Source organism: Bradyrhizobium sp. C-145, assembly GCF_023375135.1.
GTDB lineage: Bacteria > Pseudomonadota > Alphaproteobacteria > Rhizobiales > Xanthobacteraceae > Bradyrhizobium > Bradyrhizobium zhanjiangense.
On the sequence record NZ_CP088150.1, the window covers coordinates 9097138 to 9117771 of the forward strand.

18 protein-coding genes are annotated in these 20634 nt (G+C 64.6%); 10 read left to right on the forward strand and 8 right to left on the reverse strand.

Annotation, left to right across the window (positions count from 1 at the left end; translation table 11 throughout):
* Together LRP30_RS42865 and LRP30_RS42870 are read right to left on the reverse strand one after the other, a co-directional pair.
* Entirely contained in the window at positions 1 to 789 is a 789-nt protein-coding gene (locus LRP30_RS42865) for an enoyl-CoA hydratase (protein WP_128940316.1), read from the reverse strand.
* Positions 790 to 939: 150 nt separating this feature from the next.
* Complete coding sequence (locus LRP30_RS42870) at positions 940 to 2145, reverse strand: ABC transporter substrate-binding protein (RefSeq protein WP_249758740.1); 1206 nt, start codon at positions 2143 to 2145, stop codon at positions 940 to 942.
* Positions 2146 to 2617: 472 nt separating this feature from the next.
* Here LRP30_RS42870 and LRP30_RS42875 point away from each other — a divergent pair, with 472 nt between their 5' ends.
* Positions 2618 to 3388 (forward strand): thermonuclease family protein, encoded by a 771-nt coding sequence (locus LRP30_RS42875; protein ID WP_249758741.1) that lies wholly within the window; start codon positions 2618 to 2620, stop codon positions 3386 to 3388.
* Between the two features lie 134 nt (positions 3389 to 3522).
* Positions 3523 to 4914, forward strand: coding sequence for a M48 family metalloprotease (locus LRP30_RS42880; RefSeq protein ID WP_245508796.1), 1392 nt, complete (start codon positions 3523 to 3525; stop codon positions 4912 to 4914).
* 140 nt (positions 4915 to 5054) lie between these two features.
* On the opposite strand, the gene LRP30_RS42885 is transcribed toward LRP30_RS42880, so the two are convergent.
* Entirely contained in the window at positions 5055 to 6383 is a 1329-nt protein-coding gene (locus LRP30_RS42885; protein WP_128937025.1) for an MFS transporter, read from the reverse strand.
* A gap of 182 nt (positions 6384 to 6565) precedes the next feature.
* Between LRP30_RS42885 and cyoA the strand changes: the two genes are divergently transcribed.
* From cyoA to LRP30_RS42920, 7 genes are read left to right on the forward strand one after another with little or no spacing between them, the layout of a single operon-like run.
* Positions 6566 to 7729, forward strand: a complete 1164-nt coding sequence (gene cyoA / locus LRP30_RS42890) for a ubiquinol oxidase subunit II (RefSeq protein ID WP_249758742.1) — start codon at positions 6566 to 6568, stop codon at positions 7727 to 7729.
* A gap of 11 nt (positions 7730 to 7740) precedes the next feature.
* On the forward strand, positions 7741 to 9738 hold the full coding sequence (gene cyoB, locus LRP30_RS42895; RefSeq protein WP_249758743.1) for a cytochrome o ubiquinol oxidase subunit I: 1998 nt from the start codon (positions 7741 to 7743) through the stop codon (positions 9736 to 9738).
* A complete protein-coding gene (cyoC, locus tag LRP30_RS42900) occupies positions 9739 to 10368 on the forward strand; it encodes a cytochrome o ubiquinol oxidase subunit III (protein ID WP_128937028.1) in 630 nt (209 codons plus the stop codon).
* A complete protein-coding gene (gene cyoD, locus LRP30_RS42905; RefSeq protein ID WP_128937029.1) occupies positions 10365 to 10745 on the forward strand; it encodes a cytochrome o ubiquinol oxidase subunit IV in 381 nt (126 codons plus the stop codon). Before cyoC ends, cyoD begins: the two co-directional genes overlap by 4 nt.
* Positions 10742 to 11593, forward strand: coding sequence for an SURF1 family protein (locus LRP30_RS42910; RefSeq protein ID WP_249758744.1), 852 nt, complete (start codon positions 10742 to 10744; stop codon positions 11591 to 11593). The genes cyoD and LRP30_RS42910 overlap by 4 nt, the downstream gene beginning before the upstream one ends.
* Positions 11565 to 12971, forward strand: a complete 1407-nt coding sequence (locus LRP30_RS42915) for an ATP-binding protein (RefSeq protein ID WP_249758745.1) — start codon at positions 11565 to 11567, stop codon at positions 12969 to 12971. The genes LRP30_RS42910 and LRP30_RS42915 overlap by 29 nt, the downstream gene beginning before the upstream one ends.
* A complete protein-coding gene (locus LRP30_RS42920; RefSeq protein WP_091893483.1) occupies positions 12961 to 13494 on the forward strand; it encodes a response regulator transcription factor in 534 nt (177 codons plus the stop codon). The genes LRP30_RS42915 and LRP30_RS42920 overlap by 11 nt, the downstream gene beginning before the upstream one ends.
* A gap of 41 nt (positions 13495 to 13535) precedes the next feature.
* Here LRP30_RS42920 and LRP30_RS42925 read toward each other — a convergent pair whose 3' ends face one another.
* A complete protein-coding gene (locus tag LRP30_RS42925; protein ID WP_249758746.1) occupies positions 13536 to 14240 on the reverse strand; it encodes a glutathione S-transferase family protein in 705 nt (234 codons plus the stop codon).
* A gap of 108 nt (positions 14241 to 14348) precedes the next feature.
* On the opposite strand from LRP30_RS42925, the gene LRP30_RS42930 reads away from it, so the two are divergent.
* A complete protein-coding gene (locus LRP30_RS42930) occupies positions 14349 to 14717 on the forward strand; it encodes a helix-turn-helix domain-containing protein (protein WP_249758747.1) in 369 nt (122 codons plus the stop codon).
* A 140-nt stretch (positions 14718 to 14857) separates the two neighbouring features.
* Here LRP30_RS42930 and LRP30_RS42935 read toward each other — a convergent pair whose 3' ends face one another.
* The 4 genes from LRP30_RS42935 to LRP30_RS42950 form a co-directional block, all read right to left on the reverse strand.
* Positions 14858 to 15670 carry a CarD family transcriptional regulator gene (locus tag LRP30_RS42935; RefSeq protein ID WP_091893477.1) on the reverse strand — a complete coding sequence of 271 codons (813 nt, stop codon included), beginning with the start codon at positions 15668 to 15670 and terminating at the stop codon, positions 14858 to 14860.
* Positions 15671 to 16015: 345 nt separating this feature from the next.
* A complete protein-coding gene (gene fdxA / locus LRP30_RS42940; protein WP_018643465.1) occupies positions 16016 to 16354 on the reverse strand; it encodes a ferredoxin FdxA in 339 nt (112 codons plus the stop codon).
* Between the two features lie 132 nt (positions 16355 to 16486).
* Positions 16487 to 16711 carry a S4 domain-containing protein gene (locus LRP30_RS42945; RefSeq protein WP_245473591.1) on the reverse strand — a complete coding sequence of 75 codons (225 nt, stop codon included), beginning with the start codon at positions 16709 to 16711 and terminating at the stop codon, positions 16487 to 16489.
* 49 nt (positions 16712 to 16760) lie between these two features.
* Positions 16761 to 20120 (reverse strand): helicase-related protein, encoded by a 3360-nt coding sequence (locus LRP30_RS42950; protein ID WP_249758748.1) that lies wholly within the window; start codon positions 20118 to 20120, stop codon positions 16761 to 16763.
* Between the last annotated feature and the right edge of the window lie 514 nt (positions 20121 to 20634).

The window sequence follows — 20634 nt, forward strand, 5'->3', positions numbered from 1 at the left end:
TCATGCGCCCTTGAAGGTCGGCTTGCGCTTCTCGACGAAGGCCTTGGCGGCCTCCTTGTGGTCCTCGGTGTCGCCGCAGCGGGTGTGATGGATCGCCTCGCCATCGAAGCAATCCTCCAGTGCCAGATGCTCGGCATTGTTGATGTTGCGCTTGATGAAGCCGAGCGCGATCGATGGCCCCTGCGCCAGCGACAGCGCAAGCTCGTGCGCGGCGGCGTCGATCTCGGCGTCGGGCACGACCTTGGTCACCATGCCGATCGCATGCGCCTCCTTCGCGGTGAGGACCGGCGACATCAGATAGAGCTCGCGCGCCCGCGCGCTGCCGAGCAGCTGCGTCAGAAAATAGGTCCCGCCGTAGTCGCCGGAGAAGCCGACCTTGGCGAAGGCCGTGGTGATCTTGCAGGACTCGCTGGCGATGCGCAGGTCGCAGGACAACGCCATCGACAGGCCGGCGCCGGCCGCCGCGCCGTCGAGCTGCGCCACGACGGGCTTTGGCATCTGGTGCAGGATGCGCGAGACCTCCATGCCGCGGCGCAGGTTTGCGAGTTTCTGCTCGAACGGCAGCGGCGCCCGACCCTCCGCCATCGATTTGACGTCGCCGCCGACACAGAAGCTGCCGCCCGCGCCCTTGAACAGCACCGCGCGCACTTCCGCATCGTCGGCCGCGCGCCGCGCCGCCTCGACCAGCCCGCGCACCATGTCCGGGTTGAGCGCGTTCTTGCGCTCCGGCCGGTTCATGGTGATGGTGAGCAGCCCGCCTTCGAGCTTTTGCAGGACCATGTCATTCATGGGACGCCTTCCTTGTTGTTGTCTAGCCGAGCTATCACCACACCGTCATTGCGAGCGAAGCGAAGCAATCCAGGAATGTTTCCGCGGAGACAGTCTGGATTGCTTCGCCGCAAGAGCTCCTCGCAATGACGTCGTGACTACGTCACGCCGTCACTTCTTCACCAGCGGGCAGCGCGACTGCTCCAGCGACTGGAACGCCTCATTGCCGGGCACGGTGGCGAGCAGCTTGTAGTCATCCCAGCGGCCCTTGGACTCCGACGGCTTCTTCACCTCGAACAGGTACATGTCGTGAATCATGCGGCCGTCCTCGCGGATCTTGCCGTTATGAGCGAAGAAGTCGTTGATCGGCGTCTCCTTCATCGCCTTCATCACCGCAGCAGCGTCGGTCGTGCCGGCCGCCTTCACCGCCTTCAGATAATGCGTCACGGAGGAATAGACGCCGGCCTGTGCCGAGGTCGGCGGCCGCTTCACGCGCTCCTGGAAGCGCTTCGAGAAGGCGCGCGTCTCGTCGTTCATGTCCCAGTAGAACGCTTCGGCCAGCAGCAGGCCCTGCGCGGTCTCCAAGCCGATCGAGTCGATGTCGGTGACGAAGGCGAGCAGCGGCGACAGCTTCTGGCCGCCCTTCATGATGCCGAACTCCGCCGACTGCTTGATGGCGTTGACAGTGTCGCCGCCGGCATTGGCAAGACCAATCACCTTGGCCTTCGAGGCCTGCGCCTGGAGCAGGAACGACGAGAAATCCGAGGTGTTGAGCGGATGACGCACACTGCCGAGCACCTTGCCACCGGTTTTGGTGATGACGTTGCTGGTGTCCTTCTCCAGGTCCTGGCCAAAGGCGTAATCAGCGGTGAGGAAGAACCAGGTATCGAGGCCCGACTTCACGGCGGCAAGGCCGGTCACGTTGGCCTGGGCGAACGTGTCGAACACATAATGCACGGTATAGGGACCGCAGGCTTCGTTGCTGAGGCGGATCGAGCCGGGACCGTTGAAGACGATGATCTTGTTGCGCGCTTTCGCGATCTCGCCGGCGGCGAGCGCGGTCGCGGAAGCCGCGACGTCATAGATCATCTCGACGCCCTGATTGTCGAGCATGTCGCGGGCGATGTTGGCGGAGAGATCGGCCTTGTTGAGATGGTCGGCCGCCAGCACCTGGATCTTGCGGCCCAGCACCTCGCCGCCAAAGTCCTCGACAGCCATCTTGGCTGCGGTCTCGCTGCCGGGGCCGGTGATGTCGGCGTAGAGGCTCGACATATCGAGGATGCCGCCGATCTTGAGCGGTGGCTTGTCCTCCGCCTGCACGACGCTCGCACTCAGGGCAAACGCGGCAGCAAAAATGCCCGACAGAATATGCTTCATCGAAAAAGACCTCCCTTATCGCGCCGTGCTCTGATGGCGGCTTGGTTATTGCTCTTGGCCATTGGTCTTGGCTATCGCTATTGGCGGCAATCATGCCGCATGCGCGAGAGGGCAGCAAGCGCGAGGTGCCGTTACAAGCGCATGATTGCCGCGCATGTTTTCCGCAAAGCGGAATGGTGGAGTGCGGCGAAATGTTTCCACGTCATTGCGAGCGCAGCGAAGCAATCCAGAATCTTTCAGCGGAGGGACTCTGGATTGCTCCGCTCCTCGCAATGACGGCGTGTGAGGCAATGGCGAAGCATCACATGATCTGCCGTAGGGTGGGCAAAGGCGCGCTCTTCGCGCCGTGCCCACCGCCCGCGCGGTTGGCCAAAGACGTGGGCACGCTTCGCTTTGCCCACCCTACGACAGCCCTTCGTCGTTCGCTACATTTGGGTTAGAACTGGAGCGTAACACAACCTCTCCGGGTCACGTGGCGCAACGGCTTCACCTCATCGTCGCATGTCTTCTCTTCGCGGGTCACGCCGCGTCCGCCTCGCCATGCCAATTCGAATCCCAAGGCGAGGGCCGTGTCGCCGCGATCGTCGATGCGCGCAGCATCCGCCTCGACGACGGCCGCGAGATCCGCCTCACCGGCATCGAGCCGACGGTGACGACGAAGCTGGCGCTGACCTCGCTGCTCGCCGGCCGCGACGTGACACTGCGGAGCTCTGACGACCCGCCCGACCGCTACGGCCGCCAGAACGCGCTGGTCTTCGTCGGCGAAAGCGACGCCTCCGTGCAGGCGACGCTGCTCGCCCAGGGCGATGCCATCGTCTCCGCCGAGATCGCGGACAGGGACTGCGCGGCCGCCCTGATGGCGTCGGAGGCCGAGGCGCGGCGTCAAAAAAAGGGCAGCTGGGCTGACCCGTCGGCCATAAAAAACGCGGAAAGTCCGGACGATATTTTGGCGGGGATCGGGCGCTTTATGGTGGTCGAGGGCAAAGTCCTGTCGGTCCGGCAAGCTGGGGCAATGACCTACCTCAACTTCGGACGGAACTGGACACGCGGCTTTGCGGCGACTATCTCAAAGCGCACGTTACCGGCGTTCGAAAGCGCCGGAATTACCCTTAAGTCCCTGGAAAATAGACGTATTCGAGTTCGGGGCTGGGTCGAGGGAAACACGGGGCCGCGGATCGATATACGCCTCGTGGGACAGGTCGAGTTGCTAGGCGCAAACGAGCCGACAGGGGTAAGGCCCTAAATGGGGCCGGGCACGGGTTAAGCGACGTGAATGGGGTGCTAGAACGGCACGAACGAGGTGATGGCCGCCGCCTGCGGGCTGCGCCAGCCGCGCTATGCCTTATCCTAGGCACGGCGTTGGCGGGTTGCGGCGACATGGGCCGGTTCCAGACCGCCGCGACCCCGCCGGTTGTGGCGATGCCCAAGCCGAAGCCTGCTGTCGCGCAGACCCCCGCTACCGAGAAGGAGCACGAGCGCATCCTGGCGAGCTATGGCGGGACCTATGACGATCCCAGGCTGGAATCGCTCGTCAGCAAGACCGTCGACCGGCTGGTCGCAGCCTCCGACCGTCCCGATCAGGGCTACAAGGTCACCATCCTCAATTCCGGCGCGGTGAATGCGTTCGCGCTGCCGAACGGTCAGCTCTACGTCACGCGCGGCCTGCTCGCGCTCGCCAGCGACACCTCGGAATTGTCGTCCGTGCTTAGCCACGAGATGGCGCATGTGCTGTCCAAGCACGCCGCGATGCGCGAGGATCAGGCGCGCCAGGCCGCTATCGTCACCCGCGTCGTCACCGACATGAGCAACGATCCCGATCTCACCGCGCTCGCGCTCGCCAAGACCAAGCTCACCATGGCGAGCTTCTCGCGCAAGCAGGAGATCGAGGCCGACGGCATCGGCGTCGGCATTTCCGCCCGCGCGCATTTCGACCCCTACGGTGCAGCGCGCTTCCTCTCGGCAATGGAGCGCAATGCCGAGCTGAAGGCCGGCAAGAGCTCGCTCGATCCACGCGCGCAGGATTTCACCTCGTCGCATCCGGCAACCCCGGAGCGCGTGCAGAACGCGCAGACGATCGCGCGGCAATATGCTGCGCCCGAGGGCGCCGAACGCGACCGCGAAACCTATCTCGCCGCGATCGACAACCTCGTCTATGGCGAAGACCCCAGCGAAGGCTTTGTCCGCGGCCGCAGGTTCCTGCATCCGAAGCTCGGCTTTACATTCCAGGCGCCGGACAATTTCACGCTCGACAACACCGCGCAGGCCGTGATCGGCGTGCGCGACGGCGGCTCGCAGGCGATGCGCTTCGACGTGGTGCGGGTGCCGGCCGAGCAGTCGCTCGGCGATTACCTGAACTCCGGCTGGATGGAAGGCGTTGAGAAGGCCTCGACCGAGGACCTCACCATCAACGGTTTTCCGGCGGCGTCCGCCACCGCCAAGGGCGATCAGTGGCAGTTCAAGGTCTATGCACTGCGCTTCGGCAGCGACGTCTACCGCTTCATCTTCGCGACACGGCAGAAGTCGACCGAGAGCGACCGCAACGCGCGCGAGACCGTCAACTCATTCCGCCGCCTGACGCTCGACGAGATCCAGGCCGCGCGCCCGCTACGGATCAAGGTCATCACCGTGCAGCCCGGCGACACCGTGGAATCGCTGTCCCACCGCATGGCCGGCGTCGATCATCCCGCGGAACGTTTCCGCGTACTGAACGGACTCGATCGCAACGCGCAGGTGAAGGTGCGGGATCGCGTGAAGATCGTGGCGGATTGACACACGCCGAGCTACCGTAGGGTGGGCAAAGCGTAGCGTGCCCACCATTCCCGAGCACGATCGTTGAAAGATTGGTGGGCACGGCGCTTACGCGCCTTTGCCCACCCTACGAAACCTGTGATGTGGGGACGGCGCGAGCCCTACCGCCCCGCATCCATATCGCCCGCCTCGCGCTGGCCGCTGAGCCAGAGCGCGAGCAGGGTCCAGAACGCGCCCGACAGCAGGTACGCACCCGAGGCAATGACGCCGAGATTGGTCGCGAGCAGCAGCGCCACCAGTGGAGCGAAGCCGGCGCCGAACAACCAGGCCATATCCGAAGTCAGCGCCGAAGCCGTGTAACGGTACGTCTGCTTGAAGTTCGAGGCGATCGCGCCCGAGGACTGGCCGAAGGACAGGCCGAGCAGGATGAAGCCGATCACCATGTAGATGGTCTCGCCGAACGCACCGGCGTCGAGCAGCTGCGGGGCAAAGCCGCTATAGATCGCGATCGCAATCGCCGATCCCATCAGCAGCGACTTGCGGCCGACACGGTCGGCGATGATGCCGGAGAGCACGATCGCGACGACCCCGAACACGGCGGCGACGATCTCGATGATCAGGAAGCGCACTGGGCTTTCGCGGGTGAACAGGAACACCCAGGACAGCGGAAACACCGTGACCATGTGGAACAGCGCGAAGCTCGCCAGCGGCGCGAAGGCGCCGAGCATGATGTTCTGGCCTTCGCGCGCGACGGTGTCGGAGATGCGCGCCGGCTGCAATTCGCGGGTCTCGAACAGCGAGGAATATTCTTCCGTCGTCACCATGCGCAGGCGGGCGAACAGCGCCACGACGTTGATGGCGAAGGCGACGAAGAACGGATAGCGCCAGCCCCAATCGAAGAAATCATCGGCCGAGAGGTTGCCGGCGAAATAGGCGAACAGCGCGCTCGCCACGATCAACCCGAGCGGGGCCCCGAGCTGCGGCACCATCGCGTACCAGCCGCGCTTCGAAGGCGGTGCATTCAGCGCCAACAGCGAAGCGAGACCGTCCCAGGCGCCGCCCCAGGCCAGACCCTGGGCGAGACGCGCCAGCGCCAGCAGCCAGATCGCCGCGACCCCGATCTCGTGATAGCCGGGCAGGAACGCGAGAGCGACGGTGGCGGTGCCGAGCAGGAACAGCGCCGAGATCAGCTTGGCGGTCTTGCCGTAGGCGCGGTCGACCGTCATGAAAATGACGGTGCCGATCGGCCGGGCCATGAAGGCCAGCGCGAAGATCATGAAGGAATAGAGGGTGCCGGTCAGCTCGCTCGCGAACGGGAACACTAGGCGCGGGAACACGATCACCGAGGCGATCGCGAAGACGAAGAAGTCGAAGAATTCCGAGGTGCGGCCGATGATGACGCCGATGGCGATCTCGCCGGGACTGGCCTGGTCGTGGCCGTGCTCGCCCGAGTGGAGGTCTGCCATTGCGGGGGTCTGTGCCGTCGCCATTCGTGCGCCCTTAACGTCCTGAAAACCAAAGCCGACCGCCCGGCGGGACGCCAGACAATCTGGTCCTCTCTGACCTAACATTCCGCACTGCAACATTGGACAAATTGTCCAATGTCCGGATTGTTGCGCCGCAGCTACCCCTTGCCCCCGCAAAGGAAACTCATTCTCATAAGGCTCGGCCCGTGTCCCGTCTCAAGATCCTGGCGCTGCTACCCCTGGCGGTTGCGCTCAGCGGCTGCAACTACATCGTGCTGGCGCCCGCCGGCGATATCGCTGCCCAGCAGCGCGACCTCGTCATCATCTCCACCGTCCTGATGCTCCTGATCGTCGTCCCCGTGATGGCGCTGACGGTGCTGTTTGCCTGGCGTTACCGCCAGTCCAACAGCTCGGCCCGCTACGAGCCGGAATGGGACCACTCGACCAAGCTCGAGCTGGTGATCTGGTCGGCACCGCTCTTGATCATCGTCTGCCTGGGCGCACTGACCTGGATGGGCACGCATCTGCTCGACCCCTATCGCACGCTCGGCCGCATCCATGCAGAGCGCGCCGTGGACCAGTCCAAGGCTCCGCTCGAGGTCGACGTCGTCGCGCTCGACTGGAAGTGGCTCTTCATCTATCCGGACTACGGCATCGCCACCGTCAACGAGCTGGCAGCTCCGGTCGATCGTCCGATCACCTTCCGCATCACCGCGTCCTCGGTGATGAACTCGTTCTACATCCCAGCGCTCGCCGGCCAGATCTACGCGATGCCGGGCATGGAGACCAAGCTCCACGCCGTCGTCAACCACACCGGCATCTACAAGGGTTTTTCGGCGAACTATAGCGGCGCCGGCTTCTCCGGCATGCACTTCAACTTCCAGGGCCTCGACGACAAGGGCTTCGACGGCTGGATCGCCAGCGCCAAGTCGGCCGGCGGCTCGCTCGGCCGCGCCGAATATCTGCAGCTCGAAAAGCCCAGCCAGAACGAACCGGTCCGCCGCTATGGCACCGTCGATGCCGATCTCTACCGCCTGATCCTCAACATGTGCGTCGAGACCGGCAAGATGTGCCAGAGCGAGATGATGGCGATCGACGCCAAGGGCGGCAACGGCCATGAGGGCCTGAACAACACCCTGCCGCTCACTTACGACAAATACGCCCGCCGCGGCACGGTGCTTGGGCCAGAGCCGAGCTTCGTCGCCGGCACCTGCACGCCGGATGCGCCGCAAGGCGCCGCGACCACCGCGTCGATCAAGGCTCCCACCGACACCGCGCCGCTCATCGGCGCCGGCCTGAAGCGGCCGTCGTTCACGCCGCTGAAGTCCTCTTCCTTCTTCCTCGGACAGCGTCCGAAGTCAGACTCCTAAAGAGATCCCGCATGTCTCCTGATCTTCTCAAGCTCATCTTCGGCCGGCTCGGCTTCGAATCGCTGCCGCTGCACGAGCCGATCGTCGTCGGCACCTTCGCGGTGGTCGCGCTTGGCGGCGCTGCACTGCTCGGCGGCCTCACCTATTTCCGCCTCTGGGGCTATCTGTGGCGCGAGTGGTTCACCACGGTGGACCACAAGCGCATCGGCATCATGTACATGATCCTCGGCATCGTCATGCTGCTGCGGGGCTTTGCCGACGCGCTGATGATGCGCGGCCAGCAGATGCTCGCCTTTGGCGGCTCCGAAGGCTATCTCAACGCCCATCACTACGATCAGGTCTTCACCGCCCACGGCGTGATCATGATCTTCTTCGTGGCGATGCCGTTGGTCACGGGCCTGATGAACTACGTCGTGCCGCTCCAGATCGGCGCGCGCGACGTGTCGTTTCCCTTCCTGAACAATTTCAGCTTCTGGATGACGGTCGGCGGCGCGGTGCTGGTGATGGCCTCGCTGTTCATCGGTGAATTCGCCCGCACCGGCTGGCTGGCTTATCCGCCGCTGTCGAACATCGGCTACAGTCCCGACGTCGGCGTCGACTATTACATCTGGGCGCTGCAGGTCGCCGGCGTCGGCACGACGTTATCCGGCATCAACCTGATCTGCACCATCGTCAAGCTGCGCTGCCCCGGCATGACCATGATGAAGATGCCGGTGTTCACCTGGACCTCGCTCTGCACCAACGTCCTGATCGTCGCCTCCTTCCCGGTTCTGACCGTCGTGCTCGCGCTGCTCTCGCTCGACCGCTACGTCGGCACCAACTTCTTCACGAACGATTTCGGCGGCAGCCCGATGATGTACGTGAACCTGATCTGGATCTGGGGCCATCCCGAGGTCTACATCCTGGTTCTCCCGGCGTTCGGCATCTTCTCTGAGGTCACCTCGACCTTCTCCGGCAAGCGGCTGTTCGGCTACACCTCGATGGTCTACGCCACGGTCGTCATCACCATCCTGTCGTACCTCGTCTGGCTGCACCACTTCTTCACGATGGGCTCGGGCGCCAGCGTCAACTCGTTCTTCGGCATCACCACGATGATCATCTCGATCCCGACGGGCGCGAAGATGTTCAACTGGCTGTTCACGATGTATCGCGGTCGCATCCGCTACGAGTTGCCGATGATGTGGACCATCGCCTTCATGCTGACCTTCGTGATCGGCGGCATGACCGGCGTGCTGCTGGCGGTGCCGCCGGCCGACTTCGTCCTGCACAACAGCCTGTTCCTGATCGCGCACTTCCACAACGTGATCATCGGCGGCGTGGTGTTCGGCGCGTTCGCCGGCATCAACTACTGGTTCCCGAAGGCGTTCGGCTTCAAGCTCGATCCGTTCTGGGGCAAGATGTCGTTCTGGTTCTGGGTCACCGGCTTCTACCTCGCCTTCATGCCGCTCTACGTGCTCGGCCTGATGGGCGTGACCCGCCGCCTGCGCGTGTTCGATGATCCGTCCTTGCAGATCTGGTTCATCATCGCAGCGATCGGTGCCGTCTTCGTCTTCATCGGTATCCTCTCGATGCTGATGCAGTTCGCGGTCAGCCTCCTCAAGCGCGAGCAGCTCAAGGACGTCACCGGCGATCCCTGGGATGCGCGCACGCTGGAATGGGCGACCTCCTCGCCCCCGCCGGACTACAACTTCGCCTTCACGCCCGTCGTGCACGACAACGACGCGTGGTGGGACATGAAGAAGCGCGGCTACCAGCGTCCGATCACCGGGTTCAGGCCGATCCACATGCCGAGCAGCACCGGCACCGGCATTATCCTCGCCGGCCTTGCCACCGCGATGGGATTTGGCCTGATCTGGTACATCTGGTGGCTGGCCGCGGTGAGCTTCATCGCGATGCTCGCCGTCGGTATCGGTCACACCTTCAACTATCACCGCGACTTCGACATTCCGGCTGAAGACGTCATCCGGACCGAGGACGCGCGCACCAAACTGCTCGCCGGAGCCAAGTAAATGACTGTCGCGATCAATCCCACCCAATCGGGCGAGCCGGTCTTCTATCTCGCCGACGAGCACCCGCATCCGGAAGGCTGGAGCACCTCGCTCGGCTTCTGGATCTATCTGATGAGCGACTGCCTCATCTTCGCGATCCTGTTCGCCACCTTCGGCGTGCTCGGCGGCAACTATGCCGCCGGTCCCGCGCCAAAGGATCTGTTCGACCTGGATCTGGTCGCGGTGAACACCTCGATGCTGCTGCTGTCGTCGATCACCTACGGTTTTGCCATGCTGACGATGCAGCAGAACAAGATCGCCCAGACTCAGCTGTGGCTGGCGATCACCGGCCTGTTCGGCCTCGCCTTCATCGGCATCGAGCTCACCGAGTTCGCCCACATGATCCATGAAGGCGCAACGCCGCAGCGCAGCGCCTTCCTGTCCGCCTTCTTCACTTTGGTCGGCACCCACGGCCTGCACGTCTCTTGCGGCCTGATCTGGCTGGTGACGCTGATGGTGCAGGTCTGGAAGTTCGGCCTGATCGAGGCCAACCGCCGCCGTCTGATGTGCCTGTCGATGTTCTGGCACTTCCTCGACGTGGTCTGGATCGGCGTCTTCACCTTCGTCTATCTTCTGGGAGTTCTGCGATGAGCACCGATACCCACGCCGTCCACGCCGACGACCATCACCACGGCGACAGCCACGCCCACGGCACGTTCTCGACTTACATGCTCGGCTTCGTGCTCTCGGTCGTGCTCACCGCGATCCCGTTCTGGCTGGTGATGAGCGGCGCGTTGCCGAGCAAGCAGATCACCGCGCTCGTCATCATGGCTTTCGCGGTCGTGCAGATCGTCGTGCATATGATCTACTTCCTGCACATGAACACGACGTCAGAGAACGGCTGGAGCATGATGGCGCTGATCTTCACCATCGTCATGGTGGTGATCGCGCTGTCCGGTTCGCTGTGGGTGATGAACCACCTCAACAGCAACATGATGCCGATCCATCAGATGACGGGAATGAAGTGAGCGAACCCCGGACCGTGACGGGCAAGGCAAGCGGGACGCGCGGCAAGGCTGCGCGATCCCCGTCCCTGTGGCTCACGGCCCTCTCGCTGACGGCGATTGGCCTTCTGATCGCGCTCGGCGTCTGGCAGATCGAGCGCCGCGCCTGGAAGCTGGCGCTGATCGACCGCGTTGAGCAGCGCGTTCATGCCCAGGCGGTGCCGATCCCCTCGGCCGCTTCATGGCCCACGATCAGCGCCGCGAACGACGAATACAGGCATGTGAGCGTCACCGGCCGCTTCCTGCACGACCGCGAGACGCTGGTTCAGGCCGTCACGGAAGAAGGCCCCGGTTATTGGGTGCTGACGCCGCTTCTGCGCAGCGACGGCACGCAGGTCCTGATCAACCGCGGCTTCGTGCCGTCCGAGCGGCGCGACGCATCGACGCGCCGGGACGGTAATCCGGATGGCCAGGTCGAGATCACCGGCCTGTTGCGCATGACGGAGCCGAAGGGCGGATTCCTGCGGAACAACGTGCCCCAGCACAACCGCTGGTATTCGCGGGATGTCGCCGCGATCGCAGCGGCACGCGGCCTCCACGAGGTCGCGCCCTTTTTCGTGGATGCCGACGCCGGATCACAAATTGCCGGCGGTCCGATCGGCGGATTGACCGTGATCCACTTTCCCAATAACCACCTGATCTACGCGCTGACGTGGTTTGCCCTGGCTTTCATGCTGGTCGGCAGGCTTTTCGTCACATTCGGCGGCGGGCTGTTCCGCCGCAAACGCTTCGTCCACGAACCGGCCGGCGGCTCCGATGCCGCTGCCCGCAGGACGGGATCAGATGCTGGAACGATCGTCGAGCCGACCTGACGACGCAAAGTCGAGTCCCCGGACGCTTGCCCATGGCGGCGAGCTGGCCGTGACGCTGCAAACGCAGGCGGACGCGCGCGGCGAGCTGATCGGCACTGCTCCCACCGACGACGAGACCAACCGCAAGAACATGGCGCTGCTGATCCAGCTGCGCTGGACCGCGGTGGTCGGCCAGATCGTGACCATCGGCGTCGTGCATTTTGGCCTGGGTATTGCCTTGCCATTGGAACGGATGGGCGCGGTGATCGGCGCGCTGGTGCTGCTCAACGTCTCCAGCCTGGTCTGGGTGCGCCATCGCGCGGCGATCACCAACAATGAGCTTTTGGTCGCGCTGATGCTGGATGTCGCCGCGCTGACCGCGCAGCTCTACCTCTCCGGCGGCGCCACCAATCCCTTCACCTCGCTGTTCCTGCTCCAGGTGACGCTGGGCGCGGTGCTGCTCGACGCCCGCTCGACCTGGTCGCTGGTGGCACTGACTTGCGCGAGTTTTGTGTGGCTGACGCTCGCTTACCGGCCGCTCGACCTGCCGCCAAATCCCATCAGCGAGACCTACAGCCTTACCGTAACCGGCATGCTGCTGGGCTTCGTTCTCAACGCCGTGCTGCTGGTGGTTTTCGTCACCCGCATCAACAGGAATTTGCGCGAGCGCGACGCGCATCTGGCGGCGCTGCGCCAGCACGCGGCCGAGCAGGATCACATCGTGCGCATGGGCCTGCTCGCCTCCGGCGCGGCCCATGAGCTCGGCACCCCGCTGGCCTCGCTCTCGGTGATCCTCAGCGACTGGCGCCGCATGCCCGATCTCGCCGCCGATCAGGAACTCGCCGAAGATCTCGCGGAGATGGAAACCTCGCTGCAACGCTGCAAATCGATCGTCACGGGCATCCTGGTGTCGGCGGGCGAAGCGCGCGGCGAAGGCTCCTCGCCGACGACGGTGACGGCCTTCGTCACTGCGCTGGTGGAGGAATGGCGCGACGCGCGCTCGGCGCGCACGCTCTACTTCGTCAATACGTTCGGCGAGGACGTCGCGATCGTCTCCGACGTCGCGCTGAAGCAGGTGATCTTCAACGTGCTCGACAATGCCTACGAGGTCTCGCGGGAATGGGTCGAGCTCGTCGCCGAGCGCGAGGGCGACAATCTCGTGCTGGCGATCAGCGACCGCGGCCCGGGCTTTGCGCCGGAGATGCTGGCGCAGCTCGGAAAGCCCTATCAGTCGAGCAAGGGTCGTGCCGGCGGCGGGCTCGGCCTGTTCCTGGTGGTGAACGTGGTGCGCAAGTTAGGGGGCAGCGTGACCGCCGAGAACCACAGGAAGCGCGGCGCCACCGTGCGCCTCACGCTGCCGCTCGCAACGCTCGCGATCGGAGGGAATTTTGACGCCTGACCGCTCGCTCATCGTCGTCGAGGACGATGCCGGCTTCGCCCGCACGCTGAAGCGCTCGTTCGAGCGACGCGGCTACGAGGTCGTGCTGGCCGCCTCGATCGAGGAGGTGCGCCAAGTGCTGGAGGAGCGATCCTTCGGCCATGCCGTGGTCGACCTCAAGCTCGGCGGCGCCTCGGGGCTCGCCTGCGTCGAGCTTCTGCACACGCATGATCCCGACATGCTGATCGTGGTGCTGACCGGCTTCGCCAGCATCTCCACCGCCGTCGAGGCCATCAAGCTGGGGGCCTGCCACTATCTGGCGAAGCCGTCCAACACCGACGACATCGAGGCCGCCTTCAACAAGGCCGAGGGCAACGCCGAGGTCGCGCTCGACACCCGGCCGACATCGATCAAGACGCTGGAATGGGAGCGCATCCACCAGACCCTGATCGAGACGGATTTCAACATCTCGGAGGCGGCACGGCGATTGGGGATGCATCGGCGGACGCTAGCGCGGAAGCTCGAGAAGCGGCCGGTGAAGTAGGAGGAAGGGATCGAGATCCCTCCTCCCTTCCCTCGTAGCGTCTATTTGCCGAACCGCGCAATGATATCGGCTAGCGCGCAATGGCCTGCGCAGAAACCTGCTCCCGGATCGGAGACTCCGTTCTCCAAGGCGGTGGCGTAGACGACGGCAGGATCAGCTTCGAGGCGTTCTCGCAGCGCCGCCAGCTTTGGCCAGCGGCTCCGCTCCGCGACGGCGTGGAAGTCGAGCCAGCGCGCCACGCCTGTCAGCAACGCGTCGGCCAGCGTCGGCCTGTCGCCGAGCAAGAAGCGCGTCCCTTCGATCAATTCTTCGAACTTGTCGTGGCGCTCGATCACCTTCCTTCTGCCAAAATCCCGCAGGGCCGACTTCATTGCGGGCTCCATGGCTTCACCTTCCATTGCGGCCCAGAGCGGCGCGAAGGCCGCGGTAAAGCCCGTATTCACGAACGCCATGAGCTGATGCATTCGGTCGGCTTGCCGCGACAGCGGATCGAAGCTGATGCGCCGTTCGACGTCCCTGGCTTCGAGCCAGGCCGCGATCGCCATTGTTTCGGTCAGCACCGCGCCTTCGTCCGTGATGAACGTGGGCGTCTCATGTCGCGGATTGATCCGGGCGTATGATGGGCTTCGCATCTCGCCCAGCATATCGACGCGACACAGCCGATATGGCTTGCCCAGCCATTCGAGCGCCGCAACGAGTCCCATGGAGCTTCCCATCGGGAAGCCGTAGATTAGAATTGGGTCCATGATCCATTCTCCGTGATTTCTGATGATCACGCTGCGCAGCGGTGCCGGACCCTAGCCACTCGCTGCGTCAAGTAAATTACGAACTTTTTTGTAACCTGGAGTCGACCGATGAAAGATCTCGTTTCGAGATGCCCCATCGAGGAAGTGATGCAGATTCTGAGCGGTCGCTGGCCTACGCTTCTGATCTACTATTTGAAGCAGGGCACCAAGCGCTTCAGCGACTTGCGCCGGGACAATCCAACCATCTCGCACAGAATGCTGACCCTCGAGCTTCGCAAGCTGGAGGACGCCGGTATCGTCACCCGCACCGAATTCGACGGGTATCCGCTGCGGGTCGAGTATGACCTGACCTCCGCCGGTCACACGCTCGTGCCGTTGATCGATGCATTGGGTGACTGGTGGTCGACGGTTGCGCCGGTGGCCGGCGAAGGCCGCGAGACCGGGATCGGCTCGTCACGAAACGCGCCGCGGATTTGATCCTGGTCGGGATCGAGCGGTCCCAATCGATCACCTGCCCGATTTGACACGTCGCCGAACGAGGACGGCCTCCGCCCCAAACGAAAAGCCCGGCCGAATGGCCGGGCTTTCGATCTGTTGCGATCCGTGCAACGAGGCGCTTACGCGGCCTCGTCGGCGACGGTGGTATCGTCGCCATCGGTGTCGTCGGTATCGCCCTCGGCATCCGAATCGGCTTCGCCGTCGGCGGCTTCCGCCTTGGCGTTGGCGCGGCGCGGGCTCTTGGCGAGCTGGGCCTCGATCTCCTTGACCGCTTCGGTCTCGGTCGAGTGCTGCACCACCGCGATCTCGCGGGAGAGACGATCGAGCGCCGCTTCATAGAGCTGGCGTTCGCTGTAGGACTGCTCCGGCTGCGACTCCGAGCGGTAGAGGTCGCGCACGACTTCCGCGATCGCGACGATGTCGCCCGAATTGATCTTCGCTTCGTATTCCTGGGCGCGGCGCGACCACATGGTGCGCTTGACGCGGGCGCGGCCCTTGAGCGTCTCCAGCGCCTTCTTGACCAGCGCCGGATCGGACAGCTTGCGCATGCCGACATTGGCGACCTTGGCGGTCGGAACGCGCAGCGTCATCTTGTCCTTGATGAAATTGATGACGAACAGCTCGAGCTTGGCACCGGCGATCTCCTGCTCCTCGATGGCCAGGATCTGGCCGACGCCGTGAGCGGGATAAACGACGAATTCGTTGGCCTTGAAGCCCTGACGCTGGGTCACGACCTTCTTTTCCTCGACCTTCGGCGCAGCAGCGGGCTTGGCGGCCGGCTTGGCAGCGGCAGGAGCCTTGGCATGAGCAGCAGCAACGGGAGCCTTCGGCGCGGCGGGCTTGGCAGCGTGAGCCTTCGCAGGATGAGCCTTGGCAGCAGCAGGCTTGGCAACGGTCGCTTTCGCGGCCGGTTTGGCAGTCTTGTTAGGCATTGCGCTTCTTTTGTTCTTCGAGGACTTTGCAGCCGGCGCCTTCGTCGCGGTCCGACCCTTGGATGCGCTACGGCTGGCCGCGGCGACTTTTTTGGCCTCCTTATGGGAAGCCCTCGCTGAAGTACTCTTTTTACGCGTTTTCTGTGACACAGCCTGCGCGCGGAAAACTGCCACGCCCCTGTTCGACATTTGGTTTCACGGGAACCCAGAGGGGCCAACGGGGCTGACGGGGTTCGGCTTAATGCGCCCAATATAGCACATTTCCCGCAAAAATCAATGATTTAGGGGTCTTGAGGGCTGGTTTTCGGCGCCGGCGCCGCTATTAGGGTTAAGTTTGGGCCCTAATTAGTCTCCCGAGCCCGGGTTCGGAGAAAAATATTTCTCGAACTTGCCTTCCATGCCGTCGAATTCCTTGGCATCGGCGGGTGATTCTTTCTTCTGGGTGATGTTCGGCCAGCTCTTGGCATAGTCGGCGTTGACCTGGAGCCACTTTTCCAGGCCCGGTTCCGTGTCCGGCTTGATGGCGTCGGCGGGGCATTCCGGCTCGCACACGCCGCAGTCGATGCACTCGTCGGGATGGATGACGAGCATGTTGTCACCCTCGTAGAAGCAGTCGACCGGGCAGACCTCGACGCAGTCGGTGTACTTGCACTTGATGCAGTTTTCAGTGACGACGTAAGTCATCCAACGCTCCGAAAAGCTCTTTTAAAAGTCGCGGCTTGCGTAGCGCGGATGGCCCGGCGCTGCAAGGTCGGCAACAGCCGATCATGACACTTGTGTGCGTTTGATCGGCCAAGAAATGAATACAAAGCGCAATTAATTGCGCTCGACTAGCTCTTCATAGAGCACGCGGGCCGAGGCTGCATCGCCACGGCGTTCGCTGAAGGCGGTGACCTTCAAGACGCGCACGGTGCGATCGAGCGCGATGGTGAGGACATCGCCGATCTTGATCGCATGCCCCGGCGACGTCTCGCGTGCGCCATTGACGCGAACATGGCCGGTGACGACCAGCTCAGCGGCGGAGGTGCGCGCCTTCACCACCCGGGCGTGCCACAGCCATTTGTCGATGCGCTGCCGCTCGGTCGTAGGATTACTCCTTCCGGCCGGACAGCTGCTCTTTCAGCGCGGCAAGCTTGGCGAAGGGCGAGTTCGGATCGACCGGACGATCGCGTTCGCGCGGATTCGCGCTGGAGGCATAGGGACGCAGCGACGGACCGGACTCACGGTCGCGGCGGTCGCGGCCCTTGTCGCGGTCGCGGCCACGATGCTCGCGACCCTTGTCGCGATCGCCGCCGAACTTGCCCTTGTTGTCGCGGTCCTTGCCCTGGAAGCTGCGATTCCTATCCTCGCGGCGATCACCGCCCTCGCCACCTTCACGCGGCTTGCGAAAATCCTTAGCCCCATCGCGGCGATGACCACCATGGCGATGGCGCTCGCCGCGTTTCTCGCCGTCGGCTGACTGCGCTGCTTCGCCCGGCGCGGCCGTCGCGCCCTCTGCACCCGCCTGCGGACGGTGATGGTGACGCTGATGGCGATGGCGCTCGTGGCGCGGCTTGCGGTCCTCGTGACGGCCGCCGGGACGCCAGACCTCGACGAGCTCGGGCTCCGCCGCAGCCTCAGGCGCGGCAGCGTCGGGCGATACGGCAGCTTCCGTTGCCGCGGTCTCGGCGGCAGCGGCTTCGAGGCCGGCAGCTTCCGCCGGCGCAGCGGTCTCTTCCGCCGGCGGCGCGATGCCGGGGGCATCTTCGGGCGTGACGGGAGCCTCGGGCGATACTTCCAGCGCCGGCTCCGCCGGCACTGCCTCGTCCTGCGGTTCCACGCCGGGCGCGTCTTCGACGGTGACGGGTTCAGCGGCGGCATCCGTGGATGCCTCCGCGGGCAGGCCCGCCACGGCTTCCGCCGCGGTCTCGGTCGAGGTCTCCGCGCTGCCCTCGACGGGCGGCATCTCTGCCGCGACGGTCTCGGTCACCACAGGCTTTTGCGGCAGCGGCGGACGCTTCTCCATGCGATAGCCGAGCGCGCGCAGCACGGACGCAAAATCCTCGCCGGCCGATCCCGTCAGCGAGGTCATCGCCTGCGTCACCACGAAGCTGCGGCCGTCGAATGCGCCGGCGGGCTTTTCGCCGGGCGAGTTCTCGCGCCAGGCCAGCGCCGGGCGGATCAGATCGGCGAGCCGCTCCAGAATGTCGACGCGCACGGCGCGCTCGCCGGCCTGCTTGTAGCCGAGCACGCGATAGGCATCGCGCGGCAGCTGCTTGTCGACTGGGAACGAGGTGCGGCCCGACGATGCCAGATGCTGCGCGCCCGAGAGCGCGGAAAGATCGACATTGTCCTGCTTCAGCGCCCAGAGCAGCGCGGCCAGCGCACGCGCGGCGGGCTTGAGCAGGCCGGGGAAATAGATGTGATAGGCGCCGAAGCGGACGCCATATTTGCGCAGGACCGCGCGCGAGGGCTGATCGAGATCCTTCAGCTCGTTCGCGATTCTGGGACGCTCGAGCACGCCGAGCGCCTCGACCAGCTGATAAGCGATGCCGCGGGCGATGCCGGTGACATCCTCGGCCTTCGACAGCTCGAACATCGGCCCGAGCAGCTTTTCGATATGCGTCTTGAGCCAGAGCTCGAGCCGCGCCTGCACTTTTTCACGGGGGCCGCCGGTCAGGCGCTCGTCGGAGATGATGCGAATGCGCGGATGCAGCGCGTCGTCGGCGGCAGACAGGCGCGCCACGGCATCGCCGGTCCAGCGGATGATGCCTTCCGAGGTCAGCACGAACTGCTCGTCCGGCGCGTTGCCCAGCTTCTCGGCGCGCGTGTTGATCTCGCCGGCGAGCACCGCTTGCGCTGCAGCCTGCAAGGCTTTCGCATCCGAGCCGGCTTCCGCCACGTCCGGTGCAAAGGTGAAGCCGTCGAGGCGGCCGATGACATGGCCTTCGACGATGACTTCGCCGGTCTTGCCGATTTCAGTATTCAAGCTCGTGTTCTCCCGCAGGCGGCGCATCAATACACTGGTCCGGCGATCAACGAAACGCTCAGTCAAGCGTTCATGGAGCGCATCCGATAATTTATTTTCGACCTCCCGCGCGATCCCCTGCCAGCGTTCGGGGTCTTTCAGCCAGTCCGGGCGGTTGGCGACGAAGGTCCAGGTGCGAATCTGCGCGATCCGGGCCGACAGCGTGTCGATGTCGCCGTCGATGCGGTCGGCCTGGTCGACCTGGGCGGCAAACCAGGCATCGGGGACGCATCCCTTCTGCATCAGGAAGCCGTAGAGCGTCGTCACCAGCTCAGCATGGGCGGCGGGCGACAGCTTTCGGTAATCGGGGACCTGGCAGGCCTCCCAGAGGCGTTCCACGGCGTCCTTGCCATGCGCGATATCGCGCACCTCGCCGTCGCGGGCGGCGTGGTCGAGCACGCGCATGTCCTCGGCAACAGGCGCGCGCGTCAGCGCCTCGTGCCCCGGAGGTAAGTTCAAGGACACCTGGAGCGCGCCGAGCGAGGAGAAATCCAGCTTCGAGTTGCGCCATTGCAGCATCTTCACGGCATCGAAGGTGTGGTTCTGCAGCGCGTTGACGAGCTCTGGCTCGAACGGCGCGCAGCGGCCCGTGGTGCCGAAGGTGCCGTTGCGCGTGGCGCGGCCCGCGCGGCCGGCGACCTGCGCGAACTCGGCCGGGGTGAGGCGGCGGAACTGGTAGCCGTCGAACTTGCGGTCGGAGGCGAAGGCGACGTGGTCGACGTCGAGATTGAGGCCCATGCCGACTGCGTCGGTGGCGACGAGATAGTCGACATCGCCGTTCTGGAACATCGCCACTTGCGCGTTGCGGGTGCGCGGCGACAGCGAGCCCAGCACCACGGCGGCGCCGCCATGCTGGCGGCGGATCAGCTCGGCGATGGCGTAGACCTCGTCGGCCGAGAAGGCGACGATGGCGGTACGGCGCGGCTGGCGCGTGATCTTGCGGTCGCCGGCGAATTCGAGGCTCGACAGGCGCGGCCGCGTGATCATGGACACGCCCGGCAACAGCCGCTCGATGATCGGGCGCATCGTCGCGGCGCCGAGCAGCAGCGTCTCGTCGCGGCCGCGGCGGTTGAGGATGCGGTCGGTGAAGACGTGGCCGCGTTCGAGGTCCGAGGCGATCTGGACCTCGTCGATGGCGAGGAACGAGACGTCGAGGTCGCGCGGCATCGCCTCGACGGTCGAGACCCAATAGCGCGGCTTCTTCGGCTTGATCTTCTCCTCGCCGGTGACGAGCGCGACGCTCTCTGGCCCCGCGCGATCGGCGATCTTGTTGTAGACCTCGCGCGCCAACAGGCGCAGCGGCAGCCCGATCATGCCGGAGGGATGCGCCAGCATCCGCTCGATGGCGAGATGGGTCTTGCCGGTGTTGGTCGGACCGAGCACCGCAGTGACGCCGGCGCCGGGCGCGCGCTCGGAAGCGAAGGGGGAGGGAGAGAAAGCCATATCCAGGGATTAGGTAGTGGCGATTTGGGCGAATGTCAGTGCCGTTTTGGGGCGGGAGCGCGAAGCGCTTGAAAGTCACCTCGCCCCCGCTTGCGGGGAGAGGTCGGCGCGAAGCGCCGGGTGAGGGGGCTCTCCGCGAGTCGAACTGTTACCGCTTTCGCGGATGCAGCCCCTCACCCCAACCCTCTCCCCGTAAGAACGGGGAGAGGGAGAAGAGAGAGCTCCCCAAACCTCGCGCAACTGTCTCACTTTGCGACGCTTTTCCCGTTGGCCTTAAGCTTCGGAACGACTCTAGAACGAATCGCGGCCGAATCGCTGACTCCCTGATGAGTCCCGTTCCGTTCACGCAACATGTCGCGGGACTCGTATTGATTGCGCACTAGATGGAGTTTTGCCCGTCCGCACAAGCGACGTTTCGGCGGCGGGTTTCTTAAAATTGGGGATGGCGCGGCGTCGAATCAGAATCGGGCGGGAGTCAAATGGATTCCCGTCCCACCGGCCTGCCACAACAAAA